The sequence below is a fragment of the Bdellovibrio sp. CKG001 genome (genome assembly GCF_055397465.1).
In genome coordinates, this window is the sequence record NZ_AP029173.1 from 1,721,713 (window position 1) to 1,743,708 (window position 21,996).

Sequence of the window (21,996 nt, forward strand, 5' to 3'; positions counted from 1 at the left end):
ATGAAAACTGTCTACTATGGTGCCTCCAGTTTAAACGGATTTATTGCTGATCAGAGTAATTCTTTGGAATGGCTTTTTCAATTCGACGGGGGCGCCGGGGCTCCGGATTTTGAATCCTTTATTCGTGATGTCGGTGCCATCGCCATGGGTTCCACCACTTATATGTGGTTGTACGATCATCTGTTGAAGAAAGAAAAACCCGAAGCCTGGCCGTATAAAATCCCCTCCTGGGTTTTTACAACCCGTCATTTGCCTCTATTTCCTGAGGCCGACGTGCGTTTTGTAAAAGGTGATGTAAGGCCCGTCTATGAAGAAATGAAAGCGGTGGCCAACGGGAAAAACATCTGGCTTGTGGGTGGTGGGGAGTTGGTGGGGCAGTTCTACGATCAGGGTTATTTAAACGAGATCGTTCTTAATATTGCGCCGGTGACCTTATCCGGTGGTGCCCCGCTTCTTCCTCGTACCATGCATCCTCCAATGAAACTGAAAGCTGTCTTGGATCGCAGCCCCTTTGTGGAGCTTCATTATGAAGTTCCGGCGCCCAAACTCTGACTTCTTTTGACTGGATCGTGTCTGCACTGTAGGCTTCCGTTCATGGACAAGAATGAACTGATAATTACGGACACTGTTGTTGGAACCGGCGTTGAGGTTGTTAAAGGCGCGCTGGTGATTTGTAACTATGAAGGTCGGCTTGAGGACGGAACCAAGTTTGATTCCTCTTATGATCATGGCAGGCCTTTTCAATTTGTCATCGGCTCGGGGCGGGTCATCAAAGGCTGGGATATTGGTTTGATGGGGATGAGAGAAGGCGGTAAGCGCACTTTGTTTGTGCCCGCGCACCTGGCGTATGGTGATCGCCAGAAGGGACCGCACATCGCGCCTCATTCCAATTTGATCTTTGATGTTGAGATGATCGAAGTTCGCCCGCGTGAAAGCTGATCATGAGAATCAGGCAAGTTGGCTTTTCATCAAGACTTAAAGCACACCGCAAGCTTCTGACTTTAGAGACTCTGAAGTTCATTGTTGAGTATCTCAAGGACGGCAATGCGCGCATGGCCGCTCTTCGCTCTGGGGTGCCGGAAAACTATGCTTCCAAGCAGGGGCAGTGGTTGAAAAAACATCCCATTGTCCTGGCCGCGATGGAAGCTGAAGTGGATGAGCGTGAAATGTTGAAGTTGGAAAAATCCTTGGCTGAGATTGAGCGGCATATGGAATCTTGCAAGGAGATTCTGGGGTTGCAGGATTTTTAGGTTCTGAGGGTGTCTATATTATAGACATATTAAGACCTTAAGTATGCATTTGGTGCATATCTGTTTTCCATAAATGGCCTCACTCCCGGCGGGGGGATTCTGTTATTGTGTGTTCATGAAGCAATAACAGAAAAAGGAGGCTTCTATGATGGAATTTCTTTCATCCCTAAAGGTTAAATTGTTCGGTGATTCTGCAGATATTGAGGCGCAAAACTCCACTCTGCTGTCCTGTTTGGCTCATCTCGAATAGGTGACGCTAAGCAGGGGCTAATGCCCCTTTTTTTTCATTTTTCCTTTCTCTGACGTTTATTTGTCCTTTTCATGATCCTCCTCCGGTGGTACAGAAATAAAAAACTACCTTCAACGCTAGGATCGCCAGTGAAAAAAGAAATCCTCAAGATGTATGCCGGCTTCCGCCGATTTCACGACCGCTTTTTTAACGAAGAGTCCTCCGTCTTTAGTCGTTTGGCCACGGGGCAAAGTCCCAAGACATTGATGATCGCCTGCAGTGACTCCCGTGTTGACCCTGCTATTTTATTTTCATCCTCGCCTGGGGAAATTTTCTGCATTCGTAACGTTGCCAATCTGGTGCCGCCTTTTGAATCCTCGGTTGGTTTTCACGGGGTGAGTTCGGCAATCGAGTTTGCTGTGGTGAACCTGAAAGTCGAAAACATTGTGGTTCTGGGGCATCGTCAGTGCGGGGGCATCCGATCCCTGTTCCAAACTGAAAATGTGAAAAAAGACGGCTTTGTGGCGCAATGGATGACCATTGCCCGTGATGCACGCGAAAAGGTTCTAAGTCGTGCTCCTCACGCTGATGTGGATACTTTGTGTAAAGAGTGTGAAAAGGAATCCATTGTGACGTCTTTGCAGAATCTTCGCACGTTCCCCTTTGTTGAAGAGGCTGTGCAGAATCGTGGTCTGCAGCTTCTGGGGGTTTACTTTGATTTGGAAAGTGGACAACTTTGGTACTACGACGAAACCACCCACGCATTTTCTGAATTGAGTCTTTAAAATAAAAAAGGCGCCTCATGGGCGCCTTTTTTATTTGGACTTTTCTTTTTTGCAGGTGGGATGAACAGCCTGACCTGACCAAACTCCATCTTTACAAGTGATCGTATCCGAGATGCAGATATCATCGGCGGGGACGACAGCCTGAAGGTATCCAGTGGCTTTGCCACCGTCGGGAATCGTGCCCAGCGGAGAGTCGCAGCTTTTTCCTTCGACCACGGTCGGGGCGTCTTTGGCGGGAGTCAGCTCAATGGCATTGGGAGCCGGGGTTCCTCCATAGGTCTTGGTTCCGCCTCCAGGTGGTGGAGACGCCTTGGGAAGACGGGCTTCGGCTTCTTCGGTGGTGATCTTGGGCTGACTGGAGCAGCCGGCAAATAAAATCAGGACGGAAATCATCAGTAGTCTTTTCATAACTTTTATTGTGAAACAAAATGCAGGTATTTAACAAGCCTGAACTGGACCATGAAAGATAGCACGATTGGGATTCTTCGTTTGGCCCAAGCCTCGCTATGAATTGTACTGTGTCCAGGAGGTGACTATGGTTCGCTTTACCATTGCCGTCGGTGTCCTGTTTATGTCCCTTCAATTAATTGCCGCGACTCCTCGGGAGGCTGATCTTGCAATGGATCAGGCGCAACAAAAGGTGTTGGCTTTGGTGGATCGGCTCTTGAACACAGGTCAAATCACCGAGGCGGATAAGGTTTTGCTTGTTTCGGATCTTACGGGTCACAAGGTGGCCTATAAAGCCTATGCCAATGCGGCGGCGCAGACGCACACTTATCTTAAAAACAAAAAACAGCGTGAAGAGCACTACGCCAACAAGATTTTATATGTGTCGACTCGTCTGGAAAATTTGGCGGTTCATCATTTGGGGCGGATAGAAGATCTGACGGAAGAGGTGACAGACTTCGTTCCCGCGGATCGCAAGTGTGGTGTTCCCGTGGATCTGTCTTGCGTGGCTATAGAGGTCGAGCGGCGGATGGATCTTATTTATTACAATATAAGCCGACGAAGTTCCAGTGTGAGGGCGAAATTCAAAAACGTCGCGGATCAGGGGTTGCATGCGGCAGAGCTTTATGCGCGGATTCTGGCCTCTCTGCGGACTGACGGTGGGGTTGCATATCCTGCAGAATATATCTATGCCAAAGATCGAATCGTTATGAGTGTAAAGCAGGAAATCGAGGAGGGGTACTAGGTGCGGAAGTCATTGGGGCTTCTGATGCTGACGTTTTATTCCACCGGGATGATTCTGGGGGCGGGGGTTTATTCACTTATTGGCAAGGCCGCGGGAGTTGCACAGCAGGGGTTGTGGTTCAGCGTGGTGCTGGCAGCCGTGGCTGCGCTCTTAACGGCTTTATCGTACGCTGAATTATCCACTTTGTTTCCGAAAGCGGGGGCTGAGTATGTGTATCTTCGGGAGATCCTGCCTCAACATAAAGTGTTGTCATTTCTGTGCGGCTGTCTGATGGTGTTTGCCGCTATTTCTTCGGCCAGCACGGTGGCGCTTTCCTTTTCCGCCTATATGGGGGTGTTTTGGGGTGTTCCTAAAATCATCTGTGCCATAGGGGTGCTTGCGGTTTTTACGCTGATTAATATCTGGGGGGTCCGTCTGTCGGGCTGGCTGAATATTGTCTTCACCCTGGTTGAGATTTCAGGACTTTTGGTTTTTATTTATTATGGAATTCGTCAGCCGGATTTTGGTGAGGCGCTGAAGGCACCGCTGTCCTGGGGGGTGGCTTCGGGGGCCTCGCTGATATTCTTTGCCTATCTGGGGTTTGAAAGTATTGTGAATCTGGCTGAAGAAACCAAGAATCCAAAAAAGATTATCCCACAGGCCATATTGGGAAGTTTGGCCCTGACCACGGTTCTTTATGTTCTGGTCAGTCTGTCTGCTTTGGCATTGATGGATGTGTCGGCGTTGAGTTTTTCTGATGCTGTCCTCAGTGAGGCTTTGCGTCCATATTCAGTCAAAGCCGCCGGAACTCTGGGGGGTGTGGCCTTATTTGCGACGGCCAATACGGTGATGATTTCTTTACTGGCGGCCAGCAGAATTGCCTTGGGAATGGCGCGTGAACGAGATCTTCCCCGGGTATTTGCGATGATTCTGCCCCGCAGGCAAAGTCCCTGGTTGTCTTCTATTTTCATCTTTTTTGTGTCGCTGATCTTTCTTCTTTTGGAAAAGATCGAGGTCCTTGCAAGTGTGTCCTCGTTTGTGACGATTGTGGTTTTTGTTATCGTCAATGGTGCTGTGATCTATTTTCGGCGCAAAGAGCCGCAACGAAAAAGGGCCTTTTATACTCCGTGGTCCTGGCATGGTTACCCCGTGCTGCCAATGATGGCGGTGGCAGCGTCGTTGTTCCTTTTGGGAAATTTTGATCAGCAGGTCTATCTGGTGGGTTCTGGTATTATAATGTTTGTGTTGCTAAGTTATCGGCTGCTGCAATTAAGAGCTTTTTAAGACGGTCCTAATTTCAACAAAATGGCTGACAACATTTGCAGGCTTTCAATAAAATTCTCTGGTGGGAGAATTTTAAAATGATGCGTCCTTGGGTCATTAGATTTATGAGTTTCTGGCCTCCGTTCGTCGGGGCTGGTGTTCGTGTGAAAAAGGTGGCGCCCAATTTTGACTATATCGATGTTGAAATGAAGTTGCGTTTTTGGAATGCCAATTACGTGGGGACTCATTTTGGCGGATCCATGTATTCGATGACTGATCCCTTTATCATGCTGATTCTTATTCAGAAGCTGGGACGTGACTACATTGTGTGGGACAAGTCTGCGACGATTCGTTTTAAAAAGCCCGGCAAAGGACGCATTCGCGCGCGATTCTCCGTGACGGAGGACGAACTGAAGTCGATTGTAGAGCAGGCTGCCGCATCCTATAAGGTTGAACCTGTATTTGTGGTGCAGCTCTTTGATGAACAAAATGAAGTCGTGGCAGAAGTGGACAAAGTTCTGTATGTTCGCCGCAAAGATAAGGTTAAAGAAATTCCTATTTCTTAGTCTGTCGCTTCCAGCCTTCATAAAGGCGTTCCCGAGCGCCAGTGATAGAATGTTGTTGTACGTTGATGTTCTGCAAACCCAGAGGTTTTTGTATTTCTTCATAGATCTTTGCCGTGGACAATCCATAAGGTTCGGCATCTGCATTTGAAAGTACGAAGTACACTTCTTTGATGCCTGTTAAATGCATTGCGCTCAGACACATAGGGCAGGGCTGGCCGCTGGCATAAATCACGCAACCATCAAGACGCGGTGATTGAAGCACCTGACTGGCCGCGCGAATCGCAGAAAGTTCCGCGTGGGCCGTGGGATCTTGAGTGCTTAGAATTTCGTTAACTCCGGTGGCGATCACTTCACCGTCTTTGACTAGAACTGCACCAAAAGGGCGGCCGTGGTGTTCTTGCAAATTCTCGGCAGCAAGGTTGACGGCCATTTCCAAGAAACGAATGTGCGCGGGGGTCATGTCGAATCCTCTCAAGAGAGTCGTTGAAGATACTTTCCATCTTCGGTCTTATTTTGTTATTTTTCCAGCTGTCGGGGGACTTTTGTCATATCTCTGCTCTCGGGTGACGCTTAGGCACCTTGTGATCTCAAAACGAATTGGCTATATTACGAAACCATTGCGGCCAGGTAATTTCATTCGTGAATGCGACTCGTTTTTCATATTTCATGGTTTTAGTAAGTTCACAGGCCTCCCGATCTTATAGATATGAACTTTTTTGGAACGTGTCGGGTCATTGTCGGGTTGGGTTTGCTTGTGTCATCTCTGGCACAAGGGGCTCCTCAGTTTTTGACTTACCAGGGGCGCATTTTAAAAAGTTCTGGCCAGCCCCTTGAATTTTTCAACGTCAGCTTTAACTTTGAAGTCACAAGCCCCGATGGGCTTTGTGTGCTCTATCGTGAGCAAGTTAACGGCATCAATATGGTGAACTCCGGAGGGGTTTTTGATGTGGCGATTGGGACGGGTGCGAAGCAGTATCCTGCAGATGCCGGATTCAATATTCTGGATAGCTTTAATAATTCTGCGACCTTTGTGTGTGATGGTGGTGCCAGCTACAGTCCGGCCTTTAATGAAGGGCGGCGCTTGCGTGTGAAGTTTCACGACGGTGAAGGTTGGAAGACGATTTCACCGGATTCATTGATTCGCTCTATTCCCTATGCGGCATACGCTAGCAGTGCGGCGAAGCTGGGGGCTCATAGTGCATCAGAATTTGTGCTCAAAAATATCCTTCCGATTTGTTCATCGGGAACTTTTCTTTCTTGGGATGGATCCGATTTTATTTGCGAAGGAATTAGTGGGGCCAATGGTGGAACGGTCACACAAGTCAGTTCCACGAACACGTATCTGACGATCTCAAATGGAACATCAACTCCCGCGCTGACTTTAAAAGTTGGGACCGTGGCCGGAACCGTGGCTGCCGGTGATGATGCTCGCTTGTCGGACTCTCGTGTGCCGAAGGGCTCTGCAGGCGGGGATCTGTCGGGAACCTATCCGGCTCCAGCGGTCAGAGCTTTGCAAGGGGTTGCGGTTTCAAACAGCGCCCCGGTGGCGGGGAATTTCTTAAAATACAATGGGGCGCAGTGGACCCCTTCGGCCATCGCCACAAGTGATGTGAGTGGTCTTGCGACGACATTGAGTTCCTATTTGACACAGTCGGCGTTTAACAGCGCAGTGGGCTCGGCTAATTGTTCGGTGAACCAGGCTCCGTACTGGAATTCAGTGGCGGGAAGTTTTCAATGTCAGAATCTGGGATTGTCCTGGAGTCAGATCACATCGGGTTTGCCAACGAGTCTGGCTGGATATGGAATCACCAATGCGGTGACAAACCTGGGAGGGACCCCCAGCTTGCAATCAGGCACTGATGCGGCAAAACCTGCGGCGGCCGTTGCAGGCCGGTTGTATGTTGCCAGTGACAGCAAACGTATTTATCGCGACACCGGCAGTGTTTGGGAAGTGCTGGCTTCAGCGGCGGGATCCGGTGGGACTGTGACAAGTGTGGCCACCGGTACGGGGTTGTCCGGCGGGACAATCACGGGCTCAGGAACGATTCAACTGGCGAACACGACGGTTGTTGCTGGTAGTTATGGATCATCGACTCAGGTTCCCGGCTTCACCGTGGATGCGCAGGGGCGCCTGACGGCGGCCTCGAATATTACCATTTCAGGGGTTGTACCGGGTGGAAGTGCCGGAGGGGATCTTGCCGGAACCTATCCCAATCCCTCTTTGACAGCCACGGGAGTGGCGGCGGGAACTTATCCCAAGGTCACAGTGGATACCAAGGGGCGGGTGACGGGTGGAGCTGCTTTATTGGCTGCGGATATTCCTGTGCTGGATGCCTCAAAAATCACTAGCGGCACTCTTGCGGCGGCGCGGATGCCAGCTTTCACTGGGGATGTGACATCCGCAGCGGGTTCCACCGCGATGACTTTGGCGGATAGTGGAGTGACGGCAGGAACCTATAAGTCAGTGACAGTGGATGTGAAAGGGCGGGTGACCGCTGGAACCAATCCGACCACTGTGGCTGGTTATGGAATAACCGATGCCTTTGTTATTGGTGGTAATACGGTCGCTGGAACAGCGGTGCTGGGCACAAACAGCTCTCACAATTTGTCATTGGAAACCGCGGGTGTCGCACGAATGACTGTGACCGCCGCGGGGAATGTGGGAGTGGGAACGGCTTCTCCAGCCCAGGCCCTTCATGTCAGCGGGAATATCCGCGTCGACAATGGCAGCAGTGCCACTATTTTCAACAGTGGCGGAATGTACTTCAGTGGTGTGCCGACAGCAGGCACACATGCAAGCTACGTCTTCAGACCGGGTTGGGGCAGTGCGGGGAATCGACTTGCCACGATCACGGTGCAGAACTCGGATGCTTCTGGTAACTATAATGATTGTTCGCATCTTTCCAGTTTTGGAGCTTCTTGGGTTGTCTGCGGTGGTTTTGGAGTTGGAACTAAGACCCCTAATGCGCAACTTGATTCGGTGGGAAGAATTCGCGCCACTTCAGCCACGGGACAGATGTCGGCCTTTGAGTTGTACAACCCCAACGCGCCAGCAAACATGCGTTGGACCGAATTCTATTCTGACGAAAACGGCAATGTCGCACTTCGTAATATGAACGACGCTTATTCCGCCGGATCCACCATTCTGCACTCGTATCGGGTTGCCGGCAGTCCCAACGTCAGTCATACGATCCTTGGAGGCAATGTGGGGGTCGGCATCAATCCAAGCTATAAGTTTCACGCCAATGGAACAGTGGCAGGGGTTGGGGCTTACGTGAACGCTTCAGATGAGCGTCTAAAAAGGAACATAGTCCCCATTGAACGAGCCCTTGAAAGAATTCTGACCCTGAAAGGTGTGTCTTTTGACTGGCGACAGGATGAATATCCTGACTGGAACTTTGAGCAGGGACATGATGTCGGTGTGATTGCGCAGGATATTGAAAAAGTCTTCCCAGAGGCGGTTAAAACAGATTCCAAAGGCTTTAAGTCGGTGGCGTACTCAAAGCTTGTGGCGCCGTTGATCGAGGCGGTCCGCGAGGTGAATGGCAAGTGCGAGATGAACGAGGATCAAATCCACAACCTTGAAAGTAAAGTCTTGGCCCTGCAAAAAGAGAACGAGGAACTAAAGCGTCGACTGGCGGCGATAGAAGAGAAACTCAAGTAAATTGTTCGAGTTTTTGATAGATCACATTCGCGTTCGTCTGCGCTTTTTGATGCAAACGCAACCCACCTGTTTAGTAGTCTGAAAACATTGAAATGATTGCTGAGAATCGATTGAAGGACTTTGCACTGTTGTGTAGGTTTAATCATGATGATTCCTGGGTTTCTCCAAGCCACACTTAATCTCCTGGCAGCAGTCATTTTAGGCTTAAGCCTTAGTGTCAAAGCGGACTCTCGTACTGTCTTGAAAATCTCTGCCTCGGATGCACATGTCGATTCCACGCCTTACAAGGAAATCATGCGCTTTATCAAAAATGCCTTGGCCCGGGACAATATCGAGGTCATCTATACGTCTCTTCCGATCGAAAGAGGCAGCTTTCTTGCAGATAAGGGGGATATGGATGGGGAGTTGGCTCGGATCAAACTTTCTTCGGACGGTTACAGTAATCTTGTGGAGACTTCATTCCCATTCATTTTAGTTCGTTACATCTTAGTGCATAGGCAGAATGAGGTCATAGATAAGAAGAATATATCTTCTCTTCAAGGTGTGCTTCCTTTGAACGTCAAAGGCATTGAAGATTTTATTGCGCAAAACAAGCTCAGGACTATCGGTGTAAATACATTAGATGCGGCATTGGATATGCTTCTTCATAAACGATGCGATTACGTGATTATGAGCGATGCCGTTTTTTCGGAGTATAAAAAAACAAACAAAAGATTTATAAGTTTGGAGCAAGTGAAGGATTTTTCAGTCACGGTGCCACTTTATTTTAGATTAAACAAGAAGCATAAAAACCTCTTTCCGATTGTTGAAACCGCAATTAAAAGAGAGCGAAGTTTGCACGGCAGCGATTATCCAATGTTTGAAGGATATTACGGGTTCTGAGCTGATGAAAAATGGGATGTTCTATGAATCTAATCCACTTCCAAAGTGTGCTTGTTTTCAGCTTGTCTTTGATTTTATCCGGTCGCGTGCAGGCTGAAAGTCTTCGTCTGTCAGAGGCGTTGAATGAGGCTCTTGCGCAATCACCCAAACTGCAAAGATCTGAATCGCAATATCATGAAGCCGGTTGGAGAAAGAATGAATCCTTTTCCGGCTTTCTTCCCACCTTGTCTGCTCAGGCCAGTTATTTGTTTGATAAAAAATATGCATTGATTGATGTGGACATCGCAAACTTCTCTTTTTCCATTCCTCAAATCGTCCCCACGACAAGTGCCTCTTTAACGGCTCAGTGGTCCATCTTTGATGGCTTTTCAAGCACGAACAGGTATCTCGGGGCCAATGCCTTCATGGAAGCTGCCAAAGACGAGCTTGAATGGGTCCGGTTTCAGTTGCAACGAGAAGTTACGCTGCTTTTCTTTAAGGCGGTGGCCGCAAAAGAATTGAAAAACGTGGCAGAGAAAAGTGTGCGGGCTTTGCAGGATCACTTAAAAAATGTCCGTCTTTTTGCGAAGGTCGGTTCATCCACCAACTACGATGTGCTGCGGGTTGAAGTGCAGGTGAGTGAGGTGCAATCGGAGCTCTTAAATGCTCTGGACAATGTCGAGCTAAGTCGGGGGCGTTTGAGTGAGGCCTTGGGGAGAGAGCAGGATTTAACAGACGTGGAGGGGACGCTGCCGATACTGACGCCGGAACTGGTGGCAAAGTTCAAAAAGGCCGATTTGACCGAGCGCAAGGATCTGCGCTCACTTCGTCGTAAGGCGGAAAGCTTTGCCTACCAGGAGGCGGCGACAGAACGGTACTGGGTGCCACGTGTTGCCCTGGTGGGGCAGTATCAGTACTACAACAATCGCAATGATCGATTTGATGACTATGAGAGTTTCAGGGATGCGTATCAGGTCGGGGTGACGCTGAGTTGGAACATCTTTGATGGCACATCGATTTCAAGATCCAAACAAAGTGTTGAGCAGAGATATCAGGCAGACAAAACACTGCGCTTGGCTGAATTGAAAGCTCAGCGTGATTTTGATTTCTGGCGCAAAAGATTTCTTTACCATTGTGCAGTTTATGAGGCGCGAATCAGTGACGTGCAAAGGTCTGAAGAAAGTGTCCGTCTGGCCCGTCAAGGACAGCGCGCCGGTGTGCGGACGAATACCGATGTTCTGGATGCGGAGGCCGAATTGTTCAGGTCCCGTGCGGGTGTTATCAATGCGCAGTTGGGGGCTCTTGAGGCTATTGTCAGTCTGGAGCTAAGTACTGGTCAGCAATTGGTTCAGTTTTAACGAAGAGCAGAGATGATAGAGGCGCTGGCGTATTGGATTGGACTTTGCGGTTTCCCAGACGAAAGCTTCACGAAGCTGCATAACAGCAGCGCCAGGAAGATAAAGAACCAATTGCTGGGGGTGTATTGCATTAACATACGTGCTTTCGCTCAGTCGGTCTTGCGACTCTTAAGATAACCTAAATAGTATTCAATACCGCTGGTTATACTCAAAATGACGCTGACCCACAAGACTCCGTAGCCGATTTTGTCCAAATAGGGCACGATCGGGTCCATATTTCCAATAATTACAATAGGAATGGCGACCATCTGCATGGCGGTCTTCCATTTGCCGGCCGGTTTGGCGGCAATGATAATTTGATCTGCCGCGGCAACGGAGCGGATCCCCCCGATAAAGTTGTCCCGGGCTAGGATTATGATGACCATCCAGGCGTCGATTTTGCCTTGGGCCAAAAGCATGGCCAAAACACTGGTGACCAGGATTTTGTCAGCGATCGGGTCCATGAACTTCCCGAAATTGCTGACGGCATTGTACTTACGGGCATAGTAGCCGTCATAGTAGTCCGTGATGGAGGCTAGAATGAAGCAGCAGGCAGCGGCAATATTCCATGGCATCGTGTTCGGCCACATCAGTGCCACAATAACAGGCACAAAAAACACTCGGCTCAGAGTGATTCTAGTTGCAAGATTCTTCTGAAACTCCGTTGCGGCCACAGGTACTCCATTCCGTAGATTTGCTAGACTTAAGGTAGCAATTTAGACTAGAAATAATCAATGTTTATTCATCGTCACAAAGTGCAGTTTTACGAAACAGACCTGATGGGGATTGTTCACCACAGCAATTACCTGAGATTTTATGAAGAAGCCCGGGTTGCCTGGGCACATTCCAAAGGTTTGCTGGATTATCAAAAACCCGGGTCCGCCAGTCATTTTGCAGTTTATGAGACGCAGGTTAAACATGTGAAACCCACATTCTTCGGCGATGATCTGGAGATTGAGGTTCAAGCCCGCACCGAAGGCAATCGACTGGTATTCCAGTATCGTTTGCGCGGACGTGGTGGCGAGGTGTGTTCGGTAGCAAAAACCATCCACGTCCCACTGGGGTTGGATTTAAAACTATTAAGACTTCCGGCAGATATGAAAGCCATTGTGAATAACGAACTGGAGAAAGAACCATGGACAGAAACCTGGCTTTAGAATTCGTACGTGTAACCGAAGCAGCCGCTCTGGCTTCCGCTCGCTGGGTGGGCCGCGGTGAAGAAAAACCCGCTGATGCCGCTGCAGTGGATGCGATGAGAAAAGCTTTCGACATCATCCGCATGGATGGCACCGTGGTGATCGGGGAAGGTGAGCGTGATGAAGCACCGATGCTTTATATCGGTGAAAAAGTCGGTGACACCTCGGGTGGCGATGCTCCGGCCTTGGATATCGCTTTGGATCCTCTGGAAGGCACGACTATTTGTGCAACAGGTGGAGTGGGCTCCATCTCTGTGATTGCCGTGGCGGAAAGAGGTAAGTTCCTGCATGCTCCGGACACCTACATGGACAAAATCGCCTGCGGTCCGGCGGCCAAAGGTTCTATCGACATCGATAAATCCGCGACGGAAAACATTCATGCTGTTGCCAAGGCTTTGGATAAAGCGGTGAATGATCTGACCGTCGTGATTTTGAACCGCCCACGTCATGAGGCTTTGATTGCGGAAGTGCGCCGAACGGGTGCGCGCATTCACTTGATCGGGGATGGTGATGTGTCAGCGGCCGTGGGGGCTGCATGGCCTGATTCAGGGATTGATTTGCTGATGGGCATTGGCGGGGCACCGGAAGGGGTGATCTCGGCAGCGGCGATGCAATGTCTTGGTGGTGATTTCCAAGGACGTCTGAAATTCAGAAACGATGAAGAACGTGCGCGCGCGACTCGCATGGGCATCAAGGACCTGGATAAGAAGTTCACAGTGGATGAATTGGCCTCGGGCTCTGTGATGTTTGTCGCTACTGGCGTGACGGACGGGCCGTTCTTGAAAGGTGTTCGCTTCCTTCCTGATGGAAAGGCGAAGAGCCACTCTGTGGTGATGCGTTCTCAGACAGGGACCATTCGAACCATTGAAGCGTTCCATGATCTGCATCGCAAGCCGAGCAAGTAAATATGGCAACAACATTGCATTGTTTTAATTGCAACAAAGAGCTGACGTTCCAAGGGAACGTCGGCCGCCGTGATGAGTGCCCGCAATGTCGTTCGGATGTGCATGTTTGTAAAAACTGTGAGCACTACGATCCCAAGGTTTACAACGAATGCCGTGAGACTCAGGCGGACGTGGTGCGTGAAAAAGACCGTGCCAACTTCTGTGACTACTTCACGCCTCGCAAAGGGGCCAATTCGGCTGAAGATAAAAAAGCCGCGCTGCGAGCTGCTGCAGAAGCTCTTTTTAAGAAAAAGTAAATAGAATCCCTTGTTTCGAGCAGAACGAAATCTCGCGATTCTCATCTTGAAACGCAAATGGGGCTTATATGTGAGGAAATACTCTCCGAAAAGAGAGTATGATTTCTTTTCGTTATGTTCTGGCACTGATCGGGTTTTCCGTAGTTCCCCTTCTGGGATGCACCTTGGCTGCATCCATCAGTCGGGAGGCAGAGTTTTCTTCTCTTCAAGAAGTTAAGATCTTTCTTGCACCTGAAGCGCAGAGTGCGGTTTCTGTGGGGTCCTCCAAGTCTTACAAAGTTCAGTCTTTAAATCCCATCAAGCCTGAAAGTCTTGATGTTTCGGACTTCGTTCAAAAAGGCACCGCCGAGGGTCTGATTCTGCATCTGACTCCAGGGGCTCATGCCTTGGAGTTTGATTTAACGGTTTCGGTATCCACCCGGGCCGGAACGATTGATCTGGAACTGCCAGCAGGCAGTGTTGAGTTTGATGATGGGACCGTTAATGTCGCCTCTCGCTCAGATGTGTCAACAGTGGATCGTGCGCAGACCTACTCGCGCATGAACGTGGCAGAAAGCACGACTTGTTATATTGATTCAAATTCACGAGTCCGCTGCTTCGGAGACTACTATGGCGGGCAGGTCGGTCGTGGAGTGGGCTATGGTCTGCAAATCAGCGCTAAGGAAGTCAGTTTAAGTAATGTCGTGGGGTCCCCTTCCTTTGTGAAGATGAGTGGGGGGTCCTATGCCTCCTGCGCGCTGAATTCAGACGGATTGATTTACTGCTGGGGTGACAACTATTCGGATGAGGCGGGCATCGGTCCTGGGGGTTTTTCAGTCTATGAGCCGACCCCGGCGCTGATGACAAATGTGGAAGGCGAAAAAAAGTTTGTCGACTTTGAGTCCAACTGGGAAAGCACCTGTGCTGTCTCGGCAAAACATGAGATGTATTGCTGGGGTTTGTTGGATGCAGCGGTAACTGGGATTCCCAACAAGGTGGATTTAACACCGCTGGGAAGTTCCGTGAAGGTTCTTCAGGTCGCCGTGGGGCTGAGTTTCGCCTGTGGTCTGACGGATCGAGGAAAAGTTTTTTGTTATGGTGCTAATGATCAGGGGCAACTTGGCGATGGCACCTTGGTGGACTCCCCAGCGGTGAAGTTTGTGGACTTCGGTGCTGGAGCGCCTGCAGCACCATTTGTGCATATTGCTGCAGGGGAAAGTCATGTCTGTGCTCTGAATCTTGAGGGCGCACTGTATTGTTGGGGGGCCAACGGTCGTGGGCAGTTGGGTCTCGGTACAACCGTGGATAGTTCCTTGCCACAGCTTGCGGATTTGGCGGCTCTTGCTGACGGAGAAAAACTTGTCTCAGTGGTCGCAAGTGTATGGGCCACGTGCGGGGTTTCGTCAAAAGGTAAGGCCTACTGCTTTGGATACAACTGGCATTCTTTGACGGCGGACGGTGGAGCCACGGATATTTTAATACCAACACCAGTGGATCAGACGCCTCTTGCGGGGGGGACCCATTTTGTAAACCTGGCGATACATGAAGGTATCTCTTGCGGAGAGACCAATGGGCGCACCGTCTATTGCTGGGGCTATGCGGACAGCGAGGTTCGGTATAAAGATGTTGTCGCCTATCAGCCGCAGGAGATCAGCACGTCAGTGTTGCCTGCCGGGCAGCACTGGGCGGGGGTTTATCCTTCTTTTGAAAAAAATGTATTGTTGTTAAAGTCCTCTGACGGGACAGCCTATTTTTGGGGCTATTCAATCGGGTTGAATGCAACTGCTTATACACCAACACCGCTGGATACCAGTACTATGACTGGAAGCACGAAGTTTAAAACGCTGGCTGCCGGTTCTTATTCGTTTTGTGGAATCAATACGGATGACATTCTTCACTGTGTCGGCAACGGTGCGACGACGGGTCAGGGGGGCTTCATCCAGATTCAGGCCACCATGAAGGCGGTGGATACCAGCGCAGTCACAGGCGCTACAACTTTTGCCAGTGTGTCCATTGGTGAAACTGTAGCCTGTGCTGTTGCGACAGATGGTGTGGGATATTGTTGGGGTGGTAAAGGGTTTAGTCATTCCCTCTATAATCCCGTTCTGGGGAACGGAACTTCTGCGCAACGTTACAGCCCGACCCCTATTGATGTGTCGACGATTCCTGTTACGGACTCAAGACTCTTCAGTAAGATCGTTGTTTCTGAATTTCACGCCTGTGGGCTGATGACAGATCAGAAGGTCTATTGCTGGGGAAATTCGGGTTACTCGCGATCAGGGCATTCAAGTGCTAATTCAGTCTATAGACCCCAACCTTTGGACACCTCAGGAATGTCGGGGGCAAAGCTGTGGAAGGATATCTACGGGAACAAAGAAACCTTCTGTGGTGTTTCAACGGATGACATTGCCTATTGCTGGGGTGATTCGTTGTGGGGGCAGCTGGGGAATGGGGTGGTGGCTGGATCTTCCAGTACTCCGGTACCAGTTACTGTCACCGGTCTTCTGGCAGGCGAGGCTCCATTGATGGTAAAAGGGTTTGATCCTTACTCTTGCGGGATTTTGGATATCGCGAAGAACATTTACTGCTGGGGAAATGAAGGCACCTCTTTGGCGATCGAGGGCAATAGCGCTGTTCCCGTACCGGTCTCTCGCGATGGCATGGTGGGAAATCCCACACAAATCGATGGCGGTAAGAATCTTTATATCACCACAGATGCAAATAAGATTTACTGTGTAGGTTTCGATTGTGCGCTTGAGCTGATGCGCCGAAGTCTGACTCGGCAGTACTTTGATAACTTCTAAGTAAGTGTAACATAATCATTTTATGGTCTAGGCCTGCGTTGACTCGCTGTAAACAAATAGTCACACTAAAGGCCTATGGCAAAAGCATCCACAACAGAAGTTTTTAATTGTACAGTCGAACAATTCTTTAAAATTATCTCTGACTACGAAAAGTATCACGAGTTCCTGCCAGAAGTTAAAAAATGCACCGTGCTTAAGACGGAAGGCAATCGCAAACTGGTGGAATACAATGTGGCTGTTATTAAAAGTTTCAAGTATTCTCTATGGATGACAGAAACAGCTCCCAAAGGCATCACGTGGGAATTTGCTTCAGGTGATGTGTTTAAAACCTCTGTGGGTTCCTGGAAGCTGGAAGATGAAGCTGGTAAAACAAGAGCGACTTATTCTGTGGAAGCGACGTTCAGCATGTTTGTTCCCGGTCCGATCGCCAATGCCTTGGTCAGCGTGAATTTGCCGAACATGATCAGCAGCTATCACAAGCGGGTGAAACAACTTTATGGCAACTGATGGAAGCAAAAAAGACGACAAAGATCAGTCCGGGGACCTCAAAGGTCTTCTGGGTGATACGGTGAAGAAGGTCTTCACCGCAGGCGTCAGTGCGGCTTTTATGACCGAAGAAAGCTTGCGCGCGTATGTGTCCGAGTTAAAACTTCCCAAAGAGGCCTTGAATTTACTGATTCAGGGAGCCAACAAATCCAAGGAAGAAGTCACTCAAAGAGTGACAAAAGAAATTCTTGGAATCATTCAGAAAATTGATTTCGTAAAAGAAGCTTCTAAGTTTGCAGAAACGCACAAGTTCAAGATCACAGCTGAAATCGATATTATCAAAAAAGACAATGCCGACTCTTCAGAGGAAAAAGCCTAGTCCTTAAAGCTGGACCTAAGTAGATCTCAAGTTGAGACACTGTCCTGCCGAAGAGTTTGGTATGGAACAACTTCTTCTCAGCCTTATCTCTGTGACTTTATTCTGCGCTTGCTGTCACCAGTTTATCAGAACGGTGCTAATGCCTATTCCCGCTCTGGCCACGGAAAGAGCCTATGCTCGAGGCGCCATGCAGCTTGGCAAATTCTATAAGTCCTTGGCATGGGGAACGATGACCATGGCTTTCCTCGGAGGCCTTATCATGTCCTTCCAGGAAGTCTTTTCCACCTTGTAAAATCTCATACGACGCGCCGAGAGAGGCGTGAGTCCTGCAAATGTGGCAACCTTAAATCTTTCGGAGGTTGTCATGAGCAGTTTTCAAACCGTGAACCCTGCAACTGGGGATATCCTTAAATCCTATCAGCATCTTTCGTGGGCCGAGGCAGAAAAGCAAATCGAGCAGGCGGCCAAAGACTTTCAAATTTGGCGTAAGGTCTCTTTTATGGACCGCGCGGAAGTTTTGCACAAACTGGCGACGTCTTTGCGTACCCATAAGACAGATTTGGCTCAAGTCATGAACCAAGAGATGGGTAAATTAATCTCTGAGGGGAAAGCAGAAGTTGAAAAATGCGCTGTGACTTGTGAGTACTATGCCAAAGAAGCTCAAGGCATGCTTAAGAATCAAGTGGCGGTGTCTTCGCCCTACGCTCATGCAGAGGTCAGCTTTCAGCCCTTGGGGGTGGTCTTTAGTGTGATGCCCTGGAATTTTCCACTGTGGCAGGTGTTAAGATTTGCGGCGCCGGCTTTGATGGCAGGCAATGTGATTCTTCTTAAACATGCGGATTTAACCGCGGGAACGGCCGAGCTGATTGGTAAGATCTTTAACGACCTGACGGCGGACTATAAACTTTTGCGCAACTTGCAGGTGAATCATGAGGTTGCAGCTCAGGTGATTGCACATCCCGCTGTGCACGGTGTGACCTTCACGGGAAGCAGTCAGGGAGGAAAGGCTGTGGCGATGGAGGCTGCCAAGAATCTGAAAAAGGTTGTCTTGGAGCTTGGCGGCAGTGATGCCTATCTGGTTTTAGATGATGCCGATGTCGAGATGGCGGCTAAGACCTGTGCAAAGGCGCGCCTGGTGAACTGTGGACAAAGCTGTGTGGCAGGCAAACGCTTTATTGTGCATGAAAAGGTGGCCAAAGATTTTCTACATCACTTTACAAATGAAATGAAGGCGGCAGAGCTTGCTCCTTTGGCTTCGGTGAAGTTTCAAAAAACCATTGTGAATCAGGTGGAAAAGTTAAAAGCCTGGGGCGGGAAGGTGGTGCTTGGTGGGTCTGCTCCGCAGGGGCCGGGGGCATTCTATCCTGCAACAGTGGTGGTTTTTGAAAAGGACAACCCGGACGTTCACCAAGAGGAAGTCTTTGGCCCCGTGGCTTCAGTCTTTATAGCCAAAGACGAAAAGACGGCCTTGGAAATTGCCAATTCGTCTCCGTTTGGTTTGGGTGGGGGTGTCTTCACCAGAAACATTCAAAAAGGAAAAGAGCTCATTGAAAAAGAGTTGCAGGCCGGATTTGTCGTGGTGAATGATTATGTGAAATCCGATGCGCGCATTCCCTTTGGCGGAGTGAAAGAATCCGGCTATGGTCGGGAGTTGGGGCATTTCGGAATCTTGGAGTTTGTGAATATCAAGACAGTCGCTGTCGCGGGAGTTTAGGTGAAGCTGACAAGAGCAAAACAGGATCTGGATCATCATGTTTGGAAGTTGATCAAGCTGCACGGTCTGAAGGACAAAAAGATTCTGGTGGCAGTGTCCGGCGGCACGGATTCGGTGGCGCTGTTGCGAACTCTGACCAAGGTTCATAAAAAGGAACTTCTGGGGGTTTGTTATTTCCATCATGGCGAGGATTCCAATCAGGAGTATCGCAAAGAGGCCCAGGTTTTCTGTGAAAAGTTGTGCAAAAAACTGGCAGTGGACTTTTATCCTTTAAAGGCTTCACAGCTGGCTAAATCGGAAGCCGAGTATCGTGACCTGCGTTATGAGGCTTTGGAGCGCCTGAAGAAAGAGCAGGGATTTGAGATTGTTGCGGCCGGACATCATCGGGACGATCTTTTGGAAACCCGACTGATGCGACTGATTCGTGGGACAGGGGCACAGGGGTTTACCGCGATGCATGTTTTGCGTGATGGATTGTTCCGGCCTTTTTTGGAGATTTCAAAGCGAGAACTGAAAAAGTACCTGCGCGAAGAGAAGCTGCGAAGCTTTGAAGACCCAAGTAATGAGTCCCTGGACCCCTTGCGTAACTGGGTGCGGGAGGATTGGCTGAAAGCGCTTGAAAAACGCTCCAGAGGCTCGACTGCGGCTTTGGCGAGGTCTTTAGAGACCATTGCGCAGGAGATTGAAAACCGCCCGTGGGGAGATCTTTTGAGCCAAAATGAGGCTTATAAGTCACAGGGGTTGCAGAGGGCGTTTTACCTCACATTGAGTCCTTTTGAGCAAAAAAGGCTGCTGGCTCAGTACCTGTACTCGCTGGGGAAAAAAGATTTTTCCCAGTCTCACCTCGAAGAAATTCAAAAGCGCCTGGACAAGTCGCAAAAAGTGATCACATTTAAAGTCGCAGGTTGCCAATGGGAAGTTAACGCAGAGCAAATCAAGGTCCAGTCCTGATTTGAGAGGACTGAATTCTCACTCTAAAGTTTCTTTTTTTGAGATGGTAATCATGCTACCCTTGAGGGGTAATTAGACCTTCGACTGAAAGGAACTGAAATGCGATCAACCCAGAAAACGCTGGCTCTATGGTTCTTCCTGATCATCATGGCTGTGTTTTTATTCCAAGCCTATGAGAGCAAGCATCAAAAAGCGATTGCTGACTTCAATTTCTCCAAATTTACTGAGGCCGTAAAAGCCGGTGAAGTGGCGACTGTCACTTTCCGTCAGGATACCAGTGAAATTATCGGCGAGATGAAGCCTGACTTTGAAAAGAAGTATAACGGAACCCACTTTGCCATCATCGGTAACACGCAAGATGAAGGATACAAATTCCTGCAACAGCACGGGATCACTCCGAACTACGAGCGTGCAGACAGTGGCGGCTTCTTCCAGTCTTTGATTGTGAACTGGTTGCCATTGATTCTGATTGTGGCGATGTTCTTGTTCATCATGCGCCAGATCCAAGTCGGGGGCGGTAAGGCTATGTCATTTGGCAAGTCTCGCGCGCGCCTTCTGACCGAGCATAAAAACCGCGTGACCTTCAAAGAGGTCGCAGGTGTGGATGAAGCCAAAGAGGATCTGCAAGAGATCGTAAGCTTCCTGAAAGATCCAAAAAAATACACCAAACTGGGCGGCCGTATCCCGAAAGGGGTTTTGCTGGTAGGTTCTCCGGGAACTGGTAAAACCTTGCTGGCTCGCGCCGTTGCGGGTGAAGCGGGCGTTCCATTCTTCACAATTTCCGGTTCTGACTTCGTTGAAATGTTCGTCGGTGTCGGTGCCAGCCGTGTTCGTGATTTGTTCGAACAGGGTAAAAAGAATGCTCCATGTTTGATCTTTATTGATGAGATCGATGCGGTTGGACGTCATCGTGGTGCTGGTATGGGTGGTGGTCACGATGAGCGTGAGCAAACTCTGAATCAGTTGCTGGTTGAGATGGATGGTTTTGAATCCTCTGAAGGTGTGATCATGATCGCTGCGACCAATCGTCCGGACGTTCTGGATCCTGCACTTCTTCGTCCAGGTCGTTTCGACCGCCGTGTGATCGTCAATAAGCCAGACCTGAAAGGTCGTGAGCAAATTCTTGCCGTACACATGCGTAAGACTCCATTGGGTCCTGATGTGGATGCATCTAAAATTGCACGTGGGACGCCAGGCTTCTCGGGTGCGGATCTGGAGAACCTTGTGAATGAAGCAGCCCTTGTGGCGGCTCGTTCTGACAAAAAGTATCTGGACATGGAAGACTTTGAAAAAGCCAAAGACAAGGTCACTATGGGTGCGGAAAGACGCTCGATGGTGATCTCTGATGAAGATAAAAAGGTCACGGCATACCATGAGGCGGGACACACGCTGGTTGGTAAAAAACTCAGCGGTTTGGATCCGATCCACAAGGTGACGATCATCCCTCGCGGTATGGCGTTGGGTGTGACCCAGACCTTGCCTGAAAAAGAAAGTGTGTCTTTGTCCAAGTCCAAAGCTGAAAACATGATTGCCTTCTTGTTTGGCGGTCGTGCGGCGGAAGAGTTGATCTTTAAAGATATTACGACAGGTGCTGGTAACGACATCGAGCGTGCCACAGAGATCGCTCGCCGCATGGTGTGCGAATGGGGTATGAGCAAATTGGGGCCTTTGGCTTACGAAACTCGCGACAACCCGGTCTTCATGGGCATGAACTACGGCAACAAGCAGAAAGAATATTCTGAAGCGAAGGCCGAGCAGATCGATGCGGAAGTTGAAAAGATCATCAAGACTGGCTACGACATTTCTATCCAGATCCTGCGTGACCATCAGGATGCGTTGGAACGATTGACTCAAGCCTTGCTTGAGTACGAAACCATCGACGGCCACGAGGTGGACATGCTGGTGAACGGTGCGGCAGTTGCGGAGATCGAAAAATACCGCAACACCAAAAAAGACACCAATGCCGCGATCATGAGTGCCGCGGAAAAGAAAGGATCTTCCGGCGACCCGGTGGGCAATACCGGACCGGTAACGATCTAAAAAATCTGAACATTGAACCTGCCGACGTTTCTGTCGGCAGGTGTTTTTAACGACAACCAG

At 49.5% G+C, this 21,996-nt stretch carries 24 protein-coding genes; 20 read left to right on the forward strand and 4 right to left on the reverse strand.

Going from position 1 to position 21,996, the window contains the following annotated elements; genetic code table 11:
- The 4 genes from ACZ50P_RS08300 to ACZ50P_RS08315 all read left to right on the forward strand — a co-directional run bounded on the left by ACZ50P_RS08300 (window position 1) and on the right by ACZ50P_RS08315 (window position 2,264).
- Window positions 1–552 (forward strand): dihydrofolate reductase family protein, encoded by a 552-nt coding sequence (locus tag ACZ50P_RS08300; RefSeq protein ID WP_464135003.1) that lies wholly within the window; start codon window positions 1–3, stop codon window positions 550–552.
- A 42-nt stretch (window positions 553–594) separates the two neighbouring features.
- Window positions 595–939 carry an FKBP-type peptidyl-prolyl cis-trans isomerase gene (locus ACZ50P_RS08305; protein ID WP_464135006.1) on the forward strand — a complete coding sequence of 115 codons (345 nt, stop codon included), beginning with the start codon at window positions 595–597 and terminating at the stop codon, window positions 937–939.
- Between the two features lie 2 nt (window positions 940–941).
- Entirely contained in the window at window positions 942–1,250 is a 309-nt protein-coding gene (locus tag ACZ50P_RS08310) for a terminase small subunit (RefSeq protein ID WP_464135007.1), read from the forward strand.
- Between the two features lie 378 nt (window positions 1,251–1,628).
- Entirely contained in the window at window positions 1,629–2,264 is a 636-nt protein-coding gene (locus tag ACZ50P_RS08315) for a carbonic anhydrase (protein WP_464135009.1), read from the forward strand.
- A 30-nt stretch (window positions 2,265–2,294) separates the two neighbouring features.
- On the opposite strand, the gene ACZ50P_RS08320 is transcribed toward ACZ50P_RS08315, so the two are convergent.
- A complete protein-coding gene (locus ACZ50P_RS08320; protein WP_464135011.1) occupies window positions 2,295–2,672 on the reverse strand; it encodes a hypothetical protein in 378 nt (125 codons plus the stop codon).
- Between the two features lie 127 nt (window positions 2,673–2,799).
- Between ACZ50P_RS08320 and ACZ50P_RS08325 the strand changes: the two genes are divergently transcribed.
- The 3 genes from ACZ50P_RS08325 to ACZ50P_RS08335 all read left to right on the forward strand — a co-directional run bounded on the left by ACZ50P_RS08325 (window position 2,800) and on the right by ACZ50P_RS08335 (window position 5,264).
- A complete protein-coding gene (locus ACZ50P_RS08325; RefSeq protein WP_464135013.1) occupies window positions 2,800–3,456 on the forward strand; it encodes a hypothetical protein in 657 nt (218 codons plus the stop codon).
- The gene (locus ACZ50P_RS08330; protein ID WP_464135015.1) at window positions 3,457–4,719 is read left to right on the forward strand and encodes an APC family permease; all 1,263 of its coding nucleotides are present in this window, start codon (window positions 3,457–3,459) and stop codon (window positions 4,717–4,719) included. It abuts the gene before it with no gap.
- Window positions 4,720–4,796: 77 nt separating this feature from the next.
- Window positions 4,797–5,264, forward strand: coding sequence for a DUF4442 domain-containing protein (locus ACZ50P_RS08335; protein ID WP_464135017.1), 468 nt, complete (start codon window positions 4,797–4,799; stop codon window positions 5,262–5,264).
- Here the strand turns inward: ACZ50P_RS08335 and ACZ50P_RS08340 are convergent.
- Window positions 5,254–5,724 carry a nucleoside deaminase gene (locus ACZ50P_RS08340; RefSeq protein ID WP_464135020.1) on the reverse strand — a complete coding sequence of 157 codons (471 nt, stop codon included), beginning with the start codon at window positions 5,722–5,724 and terminating at the stop codon, window positions 5,254–5,256. The genes ACZ50P_RS08335 and ACZ50P_RS08340 overlap by 11 nt on opposite strands.
- 294 nt (window positions 5,725–6,018) lie before the next feature.
- Here ACZ50P_RS08340 and ACZ50P_RS08345 point away from each other — a divergent pair, with 294 nt between their 5' ends.
- From ACZ50P_RS08345 to ACZ50P_RS08355, 3 genes are all read left to right on the forward strand, one after another.
- A complete protein-coding gene (locus ACZ50P_RS08345; RefSeq protein ID WP_464135022.1) occupies window positions 6,019–8,928 on the forward strand; it encodes a tail fiber domain-containing protein in 2,910 nt (969 codons plus the stop codon).
- Window positions 8,929–9,072: 144 nt separating this feature from the next.
- Window positions 9,073–9,810 carry a type 2 periplasmic-binding domain-containing protein gene (locus tag ACZ50P_RS08350; RefSeq protein WP_464135023.1) on the forward strand — a complete coding sequence of 246 codons (738 nt, stop codon included), beginning with the start codon at window positions 9,073–9,075 and terminating at the stop codon, window positions 9,808–9,810.
- A gap of 23 nt (window positions 9,811–9,833) precedes the next feature.
- Window positions 9,834–11,147: a TolC family protein gene (locus ACZ50P_RS08355; RefSeq protein ID WP_464135026.1), complete on the forward strand. Its 1,314-nt coding sequence runs from the start codon at window positions 9,834–9,836 to the stop codon at window positions 11,145–11,147.
- Here the strand turns inward: ACZ50P_RS08355 and ACZ50P_RS08360 are convergent.
- Window positions 11,144–11,284, reverse strand: a complete 141-nt coding sequence (locus ACZ50P_RS08360; protein WP_262552195.1) for a hypothetical protein — start codon at window positions 11,282–11,284, stop codon at window positions 11,144–11,146. The genes ACZ50P_RS08355 and ACZ50P_RS08360 overlap by 4 nt on opposite strands.
- Window positions 11,285–11,296: 12 nt before the next feature.
- Window positions 11,297–11,860, reverse strand: a complete 564-nt coding sequence (gene pgsA, locus ACZ50P_RS08365) for a CDP-diacylglycerol--glycerol-3-phosphate 3-phosphatidyltransferase (RefSeq protein ID WP_464135027.1) — start codon at window positions 11,858–11,860, stop codon at window positions 11,297–11,299.
- 60 nt (window positions 11,861–11,920) lie between these two features.
- On the opposite strand from pgsA, the gene ACZ50P_RS08370 reads away from it, so the two are divergent.
- The 10 genes from ACZ50P_RS08370 to ftsH all read left to right on the forward strand — a co-directional run bounded on the left by ACZ50P_RS08370 (window position 11,921) and on the right by ftsH (window position 21,936).
- Entirely contained in the window at window positions 11,921–12,343 is a 423-nt protein-coding gene (locus tag ACZ50P_RS08370) for an acyl-CoA thioesterase (protein WP_464121120.1), read from the forward strand.
- Complete coding sequence (gene glpX, locus ACZ50P_RS08375) at window positions 12,322–13,287, forward strand: class II fructose-bisphosphatase (RefSeq protein ID WP_464121121.1); 966 nt, start codon at window positions 12,322–12,324, stop codon at window positions 13,285–13,287. Before ACZ50P_RS08370 ends, glpX begins: the two co-directional genes overlap by 22 nt.
- A 2-nt stretch (window positions 13,288–13,289) precedes the next feature.
- The gene (locus ACZ50P_RS08380) at window positions 13,290–13,583 is read left to right on the forward strand and encodes a hypothetical protein (protein WP_374001819.1); all 294 of its coding nucleotides are present in this window, start codon (window positions 13,290–13,292) and stop codon (window positions 13,581–13,583) included.
- A gap of 98 nt (window positions 13,584–13,681) precedes the next feature.
- Complete coding sequence (locus ACZ50P_RS08385; protein ID WP_464135030.1) at window positions 13,682–16,366, forward strand: RCC1 domain-containing protein; 2,685 nt, start codon at window positions 13,682–13,684, stop codon at window positions 16,364–16,366.
- Between the two features lie 75 nt (window positions 16,367–16,441).
- On the forward strand, window positions 16,442–16,873 hold the full coding sequence (locus ACZ50P_RS08390; RefSeq protein WP_464121122.1) for a type II toxin-antitoxin system RatA family toxin: 432 nt from the start codon (window positions 16,442–16,444) through the stop codon (window positions 16,871–16,873).
- Entirely contained in the window at window positions 16,863–17,231 is a 369-nt protein-coding gene (locus ACZ50P_RS08395; protein ID WP_464121123.1) for a hypothetical protein, read from the forward strand. Before ACZ50P_RS08390 ends, ACZ50P_RS08395 begins: the two co-directional genes overlap by 11 nt.
- A 61-nt stretch (window positions 17,232–17,292) precedes the next feature.
- Complete coding sequence (locus ACZ50P_RS08400; RefSeq protein ID WP_464135031.1) at window positions 17,293–17,523, forward strand: hypothetical protein; 231 nt, start codon at window positions 17,293–17,295, stop codon at window positions 17,521–17,523.
- Window positions 17,524–17,595: 72 nt separating this feature from the next.
- The gene (locus ACZ50P_RS08405) at window positions 17,596–18,945 is read left to right on the forward strand and encodes an NAD-dependent succinate-semialdehyde dehydrogenase (RefSeq protein ID WP_464135034.1); all 1,350 of its coding nucleotides are present in this window, start codon (window positions 17,596–17,598) and stop codon (window positions 18,943–18,945) included.
- Window positions 18,946–19,896, forward strand: coding sequence for a tRNA lysidine(34) synthetase TilS (gene tilS / locus ACZ50P_RS08410; protein ID WP_464135036.1), 951 nt, complete (start codon window positions 18,946–18,948; stop codon window positions 19,894–19,896).
- A gap of 99 nt (window positions 19,897–19,995) precedes the next feature.
- Window positions 19,996–21,936, forward strand: coding sequence for an ATP-dependent zinc metalloprotease FtsH (gene ftsH, locus ACZ50P_RS08415; protein ID WP_464121127.1), 1,941 nt, complete (start codon window positions 19,996–19,998; stop codon window positions 21,934–21,936).
- Window positions 21,937–21,996 lie beyond the last annotated feature (60 nt).

Excerpts from the sequence above, each read along its gene's own strand:
- ACZ50P_RS08305 (WP_464135006.1), top strand. The coding sequence starts at position 595 with ATGGACAAGAATGAACTGATAATTACGGACACTGTTGTTGGAACCGGC.
- ACZ50P_RS08335 (WP_464135017.1), top strand. The coding sequence starts at position 4,797 with ATGATGCGTCCTTGGGTCATTAGATTTATGAGTTTCTGGCCTCCGTTC.
- ACZ50P_RS08355 (WP_464135026.1), top strand. The coding sequence starts at position 9,834 with ATGAATCTAATCCACTTCCAAAGTGTGCTTGTTTTCAGCTTGTCTTTG.
- ACZ50P_RS08310 (WP_464135007.1), top strand. The coding sequence starts at position 942 with ATGAGAATCAGGCAAGTTGGCTTTTCATCAAGACTTAAAGCACACCGC.
- ACZ50P_RS08380 (WP_374001819.1), top strand. The coding sequence starts at position 13,290 with ATGGCAACAACATTGCATTGTTTTAATTGCAACAAAGAGCTGACGTTC.
- ACZ50P_RS08320 (WP_464135011.1), bottom strand. The coding sequence starts at position 2,672 with ATGAAAAGACTACTGATGATTTCCGTCCTGATTTTATTTGCCGGCTGC.
- ACZ50P_RS08370 (WP_464121120.1), top strand. The coding sequence starts at position 11,921 with ATGTTTATTCATCGTCACAAAGTGCAGTTTTACGAAACAGACCTGATG.
- ACZ50P_RS08405 (WP_464135034.1), top strand. The coding sequence starts at position 17,596 with ATGAGCAGTTTTCAAACCGTGAACCCTGCAACTGGGGATATCCTTAAA.
- ACZ50P_RS08325 (WP_464135013.1), top strand. The coding sequence starts at position 2,800 with ATGGTTCGCTTTACCATTGCCGTCGGTGTCCTGTTTATGTCCCTTCAA.
- ACZ50P_RS08385 (WP_464135030.1), top strand. The coding sequence starts at position 13,682 with ATGATTTCTTTTCGTTATGTTCTGGCACTGATCGGGTTTTCCGTAGTT.
- ACZ50P_RS08400 (WP_464135031.1), top strand. The coding sequence starts at position 17,293 with ATGGAACAACTTCTTCTCAGCCTTATCTCTGTGACTTTATTCTGCGCT.
- ACZ50P_RS08360 (WP_262552195.1), bottom strand. The coding sequence starts at position 11,284 with ATGTTAATGCAATACACCCCCAGCAATTGGTTCTTTATCTTCCTGGCG.
- ACZ50P_RS08395 (WP_464121123.1), top strand. The coding sequence starts at position 16,863 with ATGGCAACTGATGGAAGCAAAAAAGACGACAAAGATCAGTCCGGGGAC.
- ftsH (WP_464121127.1), top strand. The coding sequence starts at position 19,996 with ATGCGATCAACCCAGAAAACGCTGGCTCTATGGTTCTTCCTGATCATC.
- ACZ50P_RS08350 (WP_464135023.1), top strand. The coding sequence starts at position 9,073 with ATGATGATTCCTGGGTTTCTCCAAGCCACACTTAATCTCCTGGCAGCA.
- glpX (WP_464121121.1), top strand. The coding sequence starts at position 12,322 with ATGGACAGAAACCTGGCTTTAGAATTCGTACGTGTAACCGAAGCAGCC.
- ACZ50P_RS08340 (WP_464135020.1), bottom strand. The coding sequence starts at position 5,724 with ATGACCCCCGCGCACATTCGTTTCTTGGAAATGGCCGTCAACCTTGCT.
- ACZ50P_RS08300 (WP_464135003.1), top strand. The coding sequence starts at position 1 with ATGAAAACTGTCTACTATGGTGCCTCCAGTTTAAACGGATTTATTGCT.
- ACZ50P_RS08390 (WP_464121122.1), top strand. The coding sequence starts at position 16,442 with ATGGCAAAAGCATCCACAACAGAAGTTTTTAATTGTACAGTCGAACAA.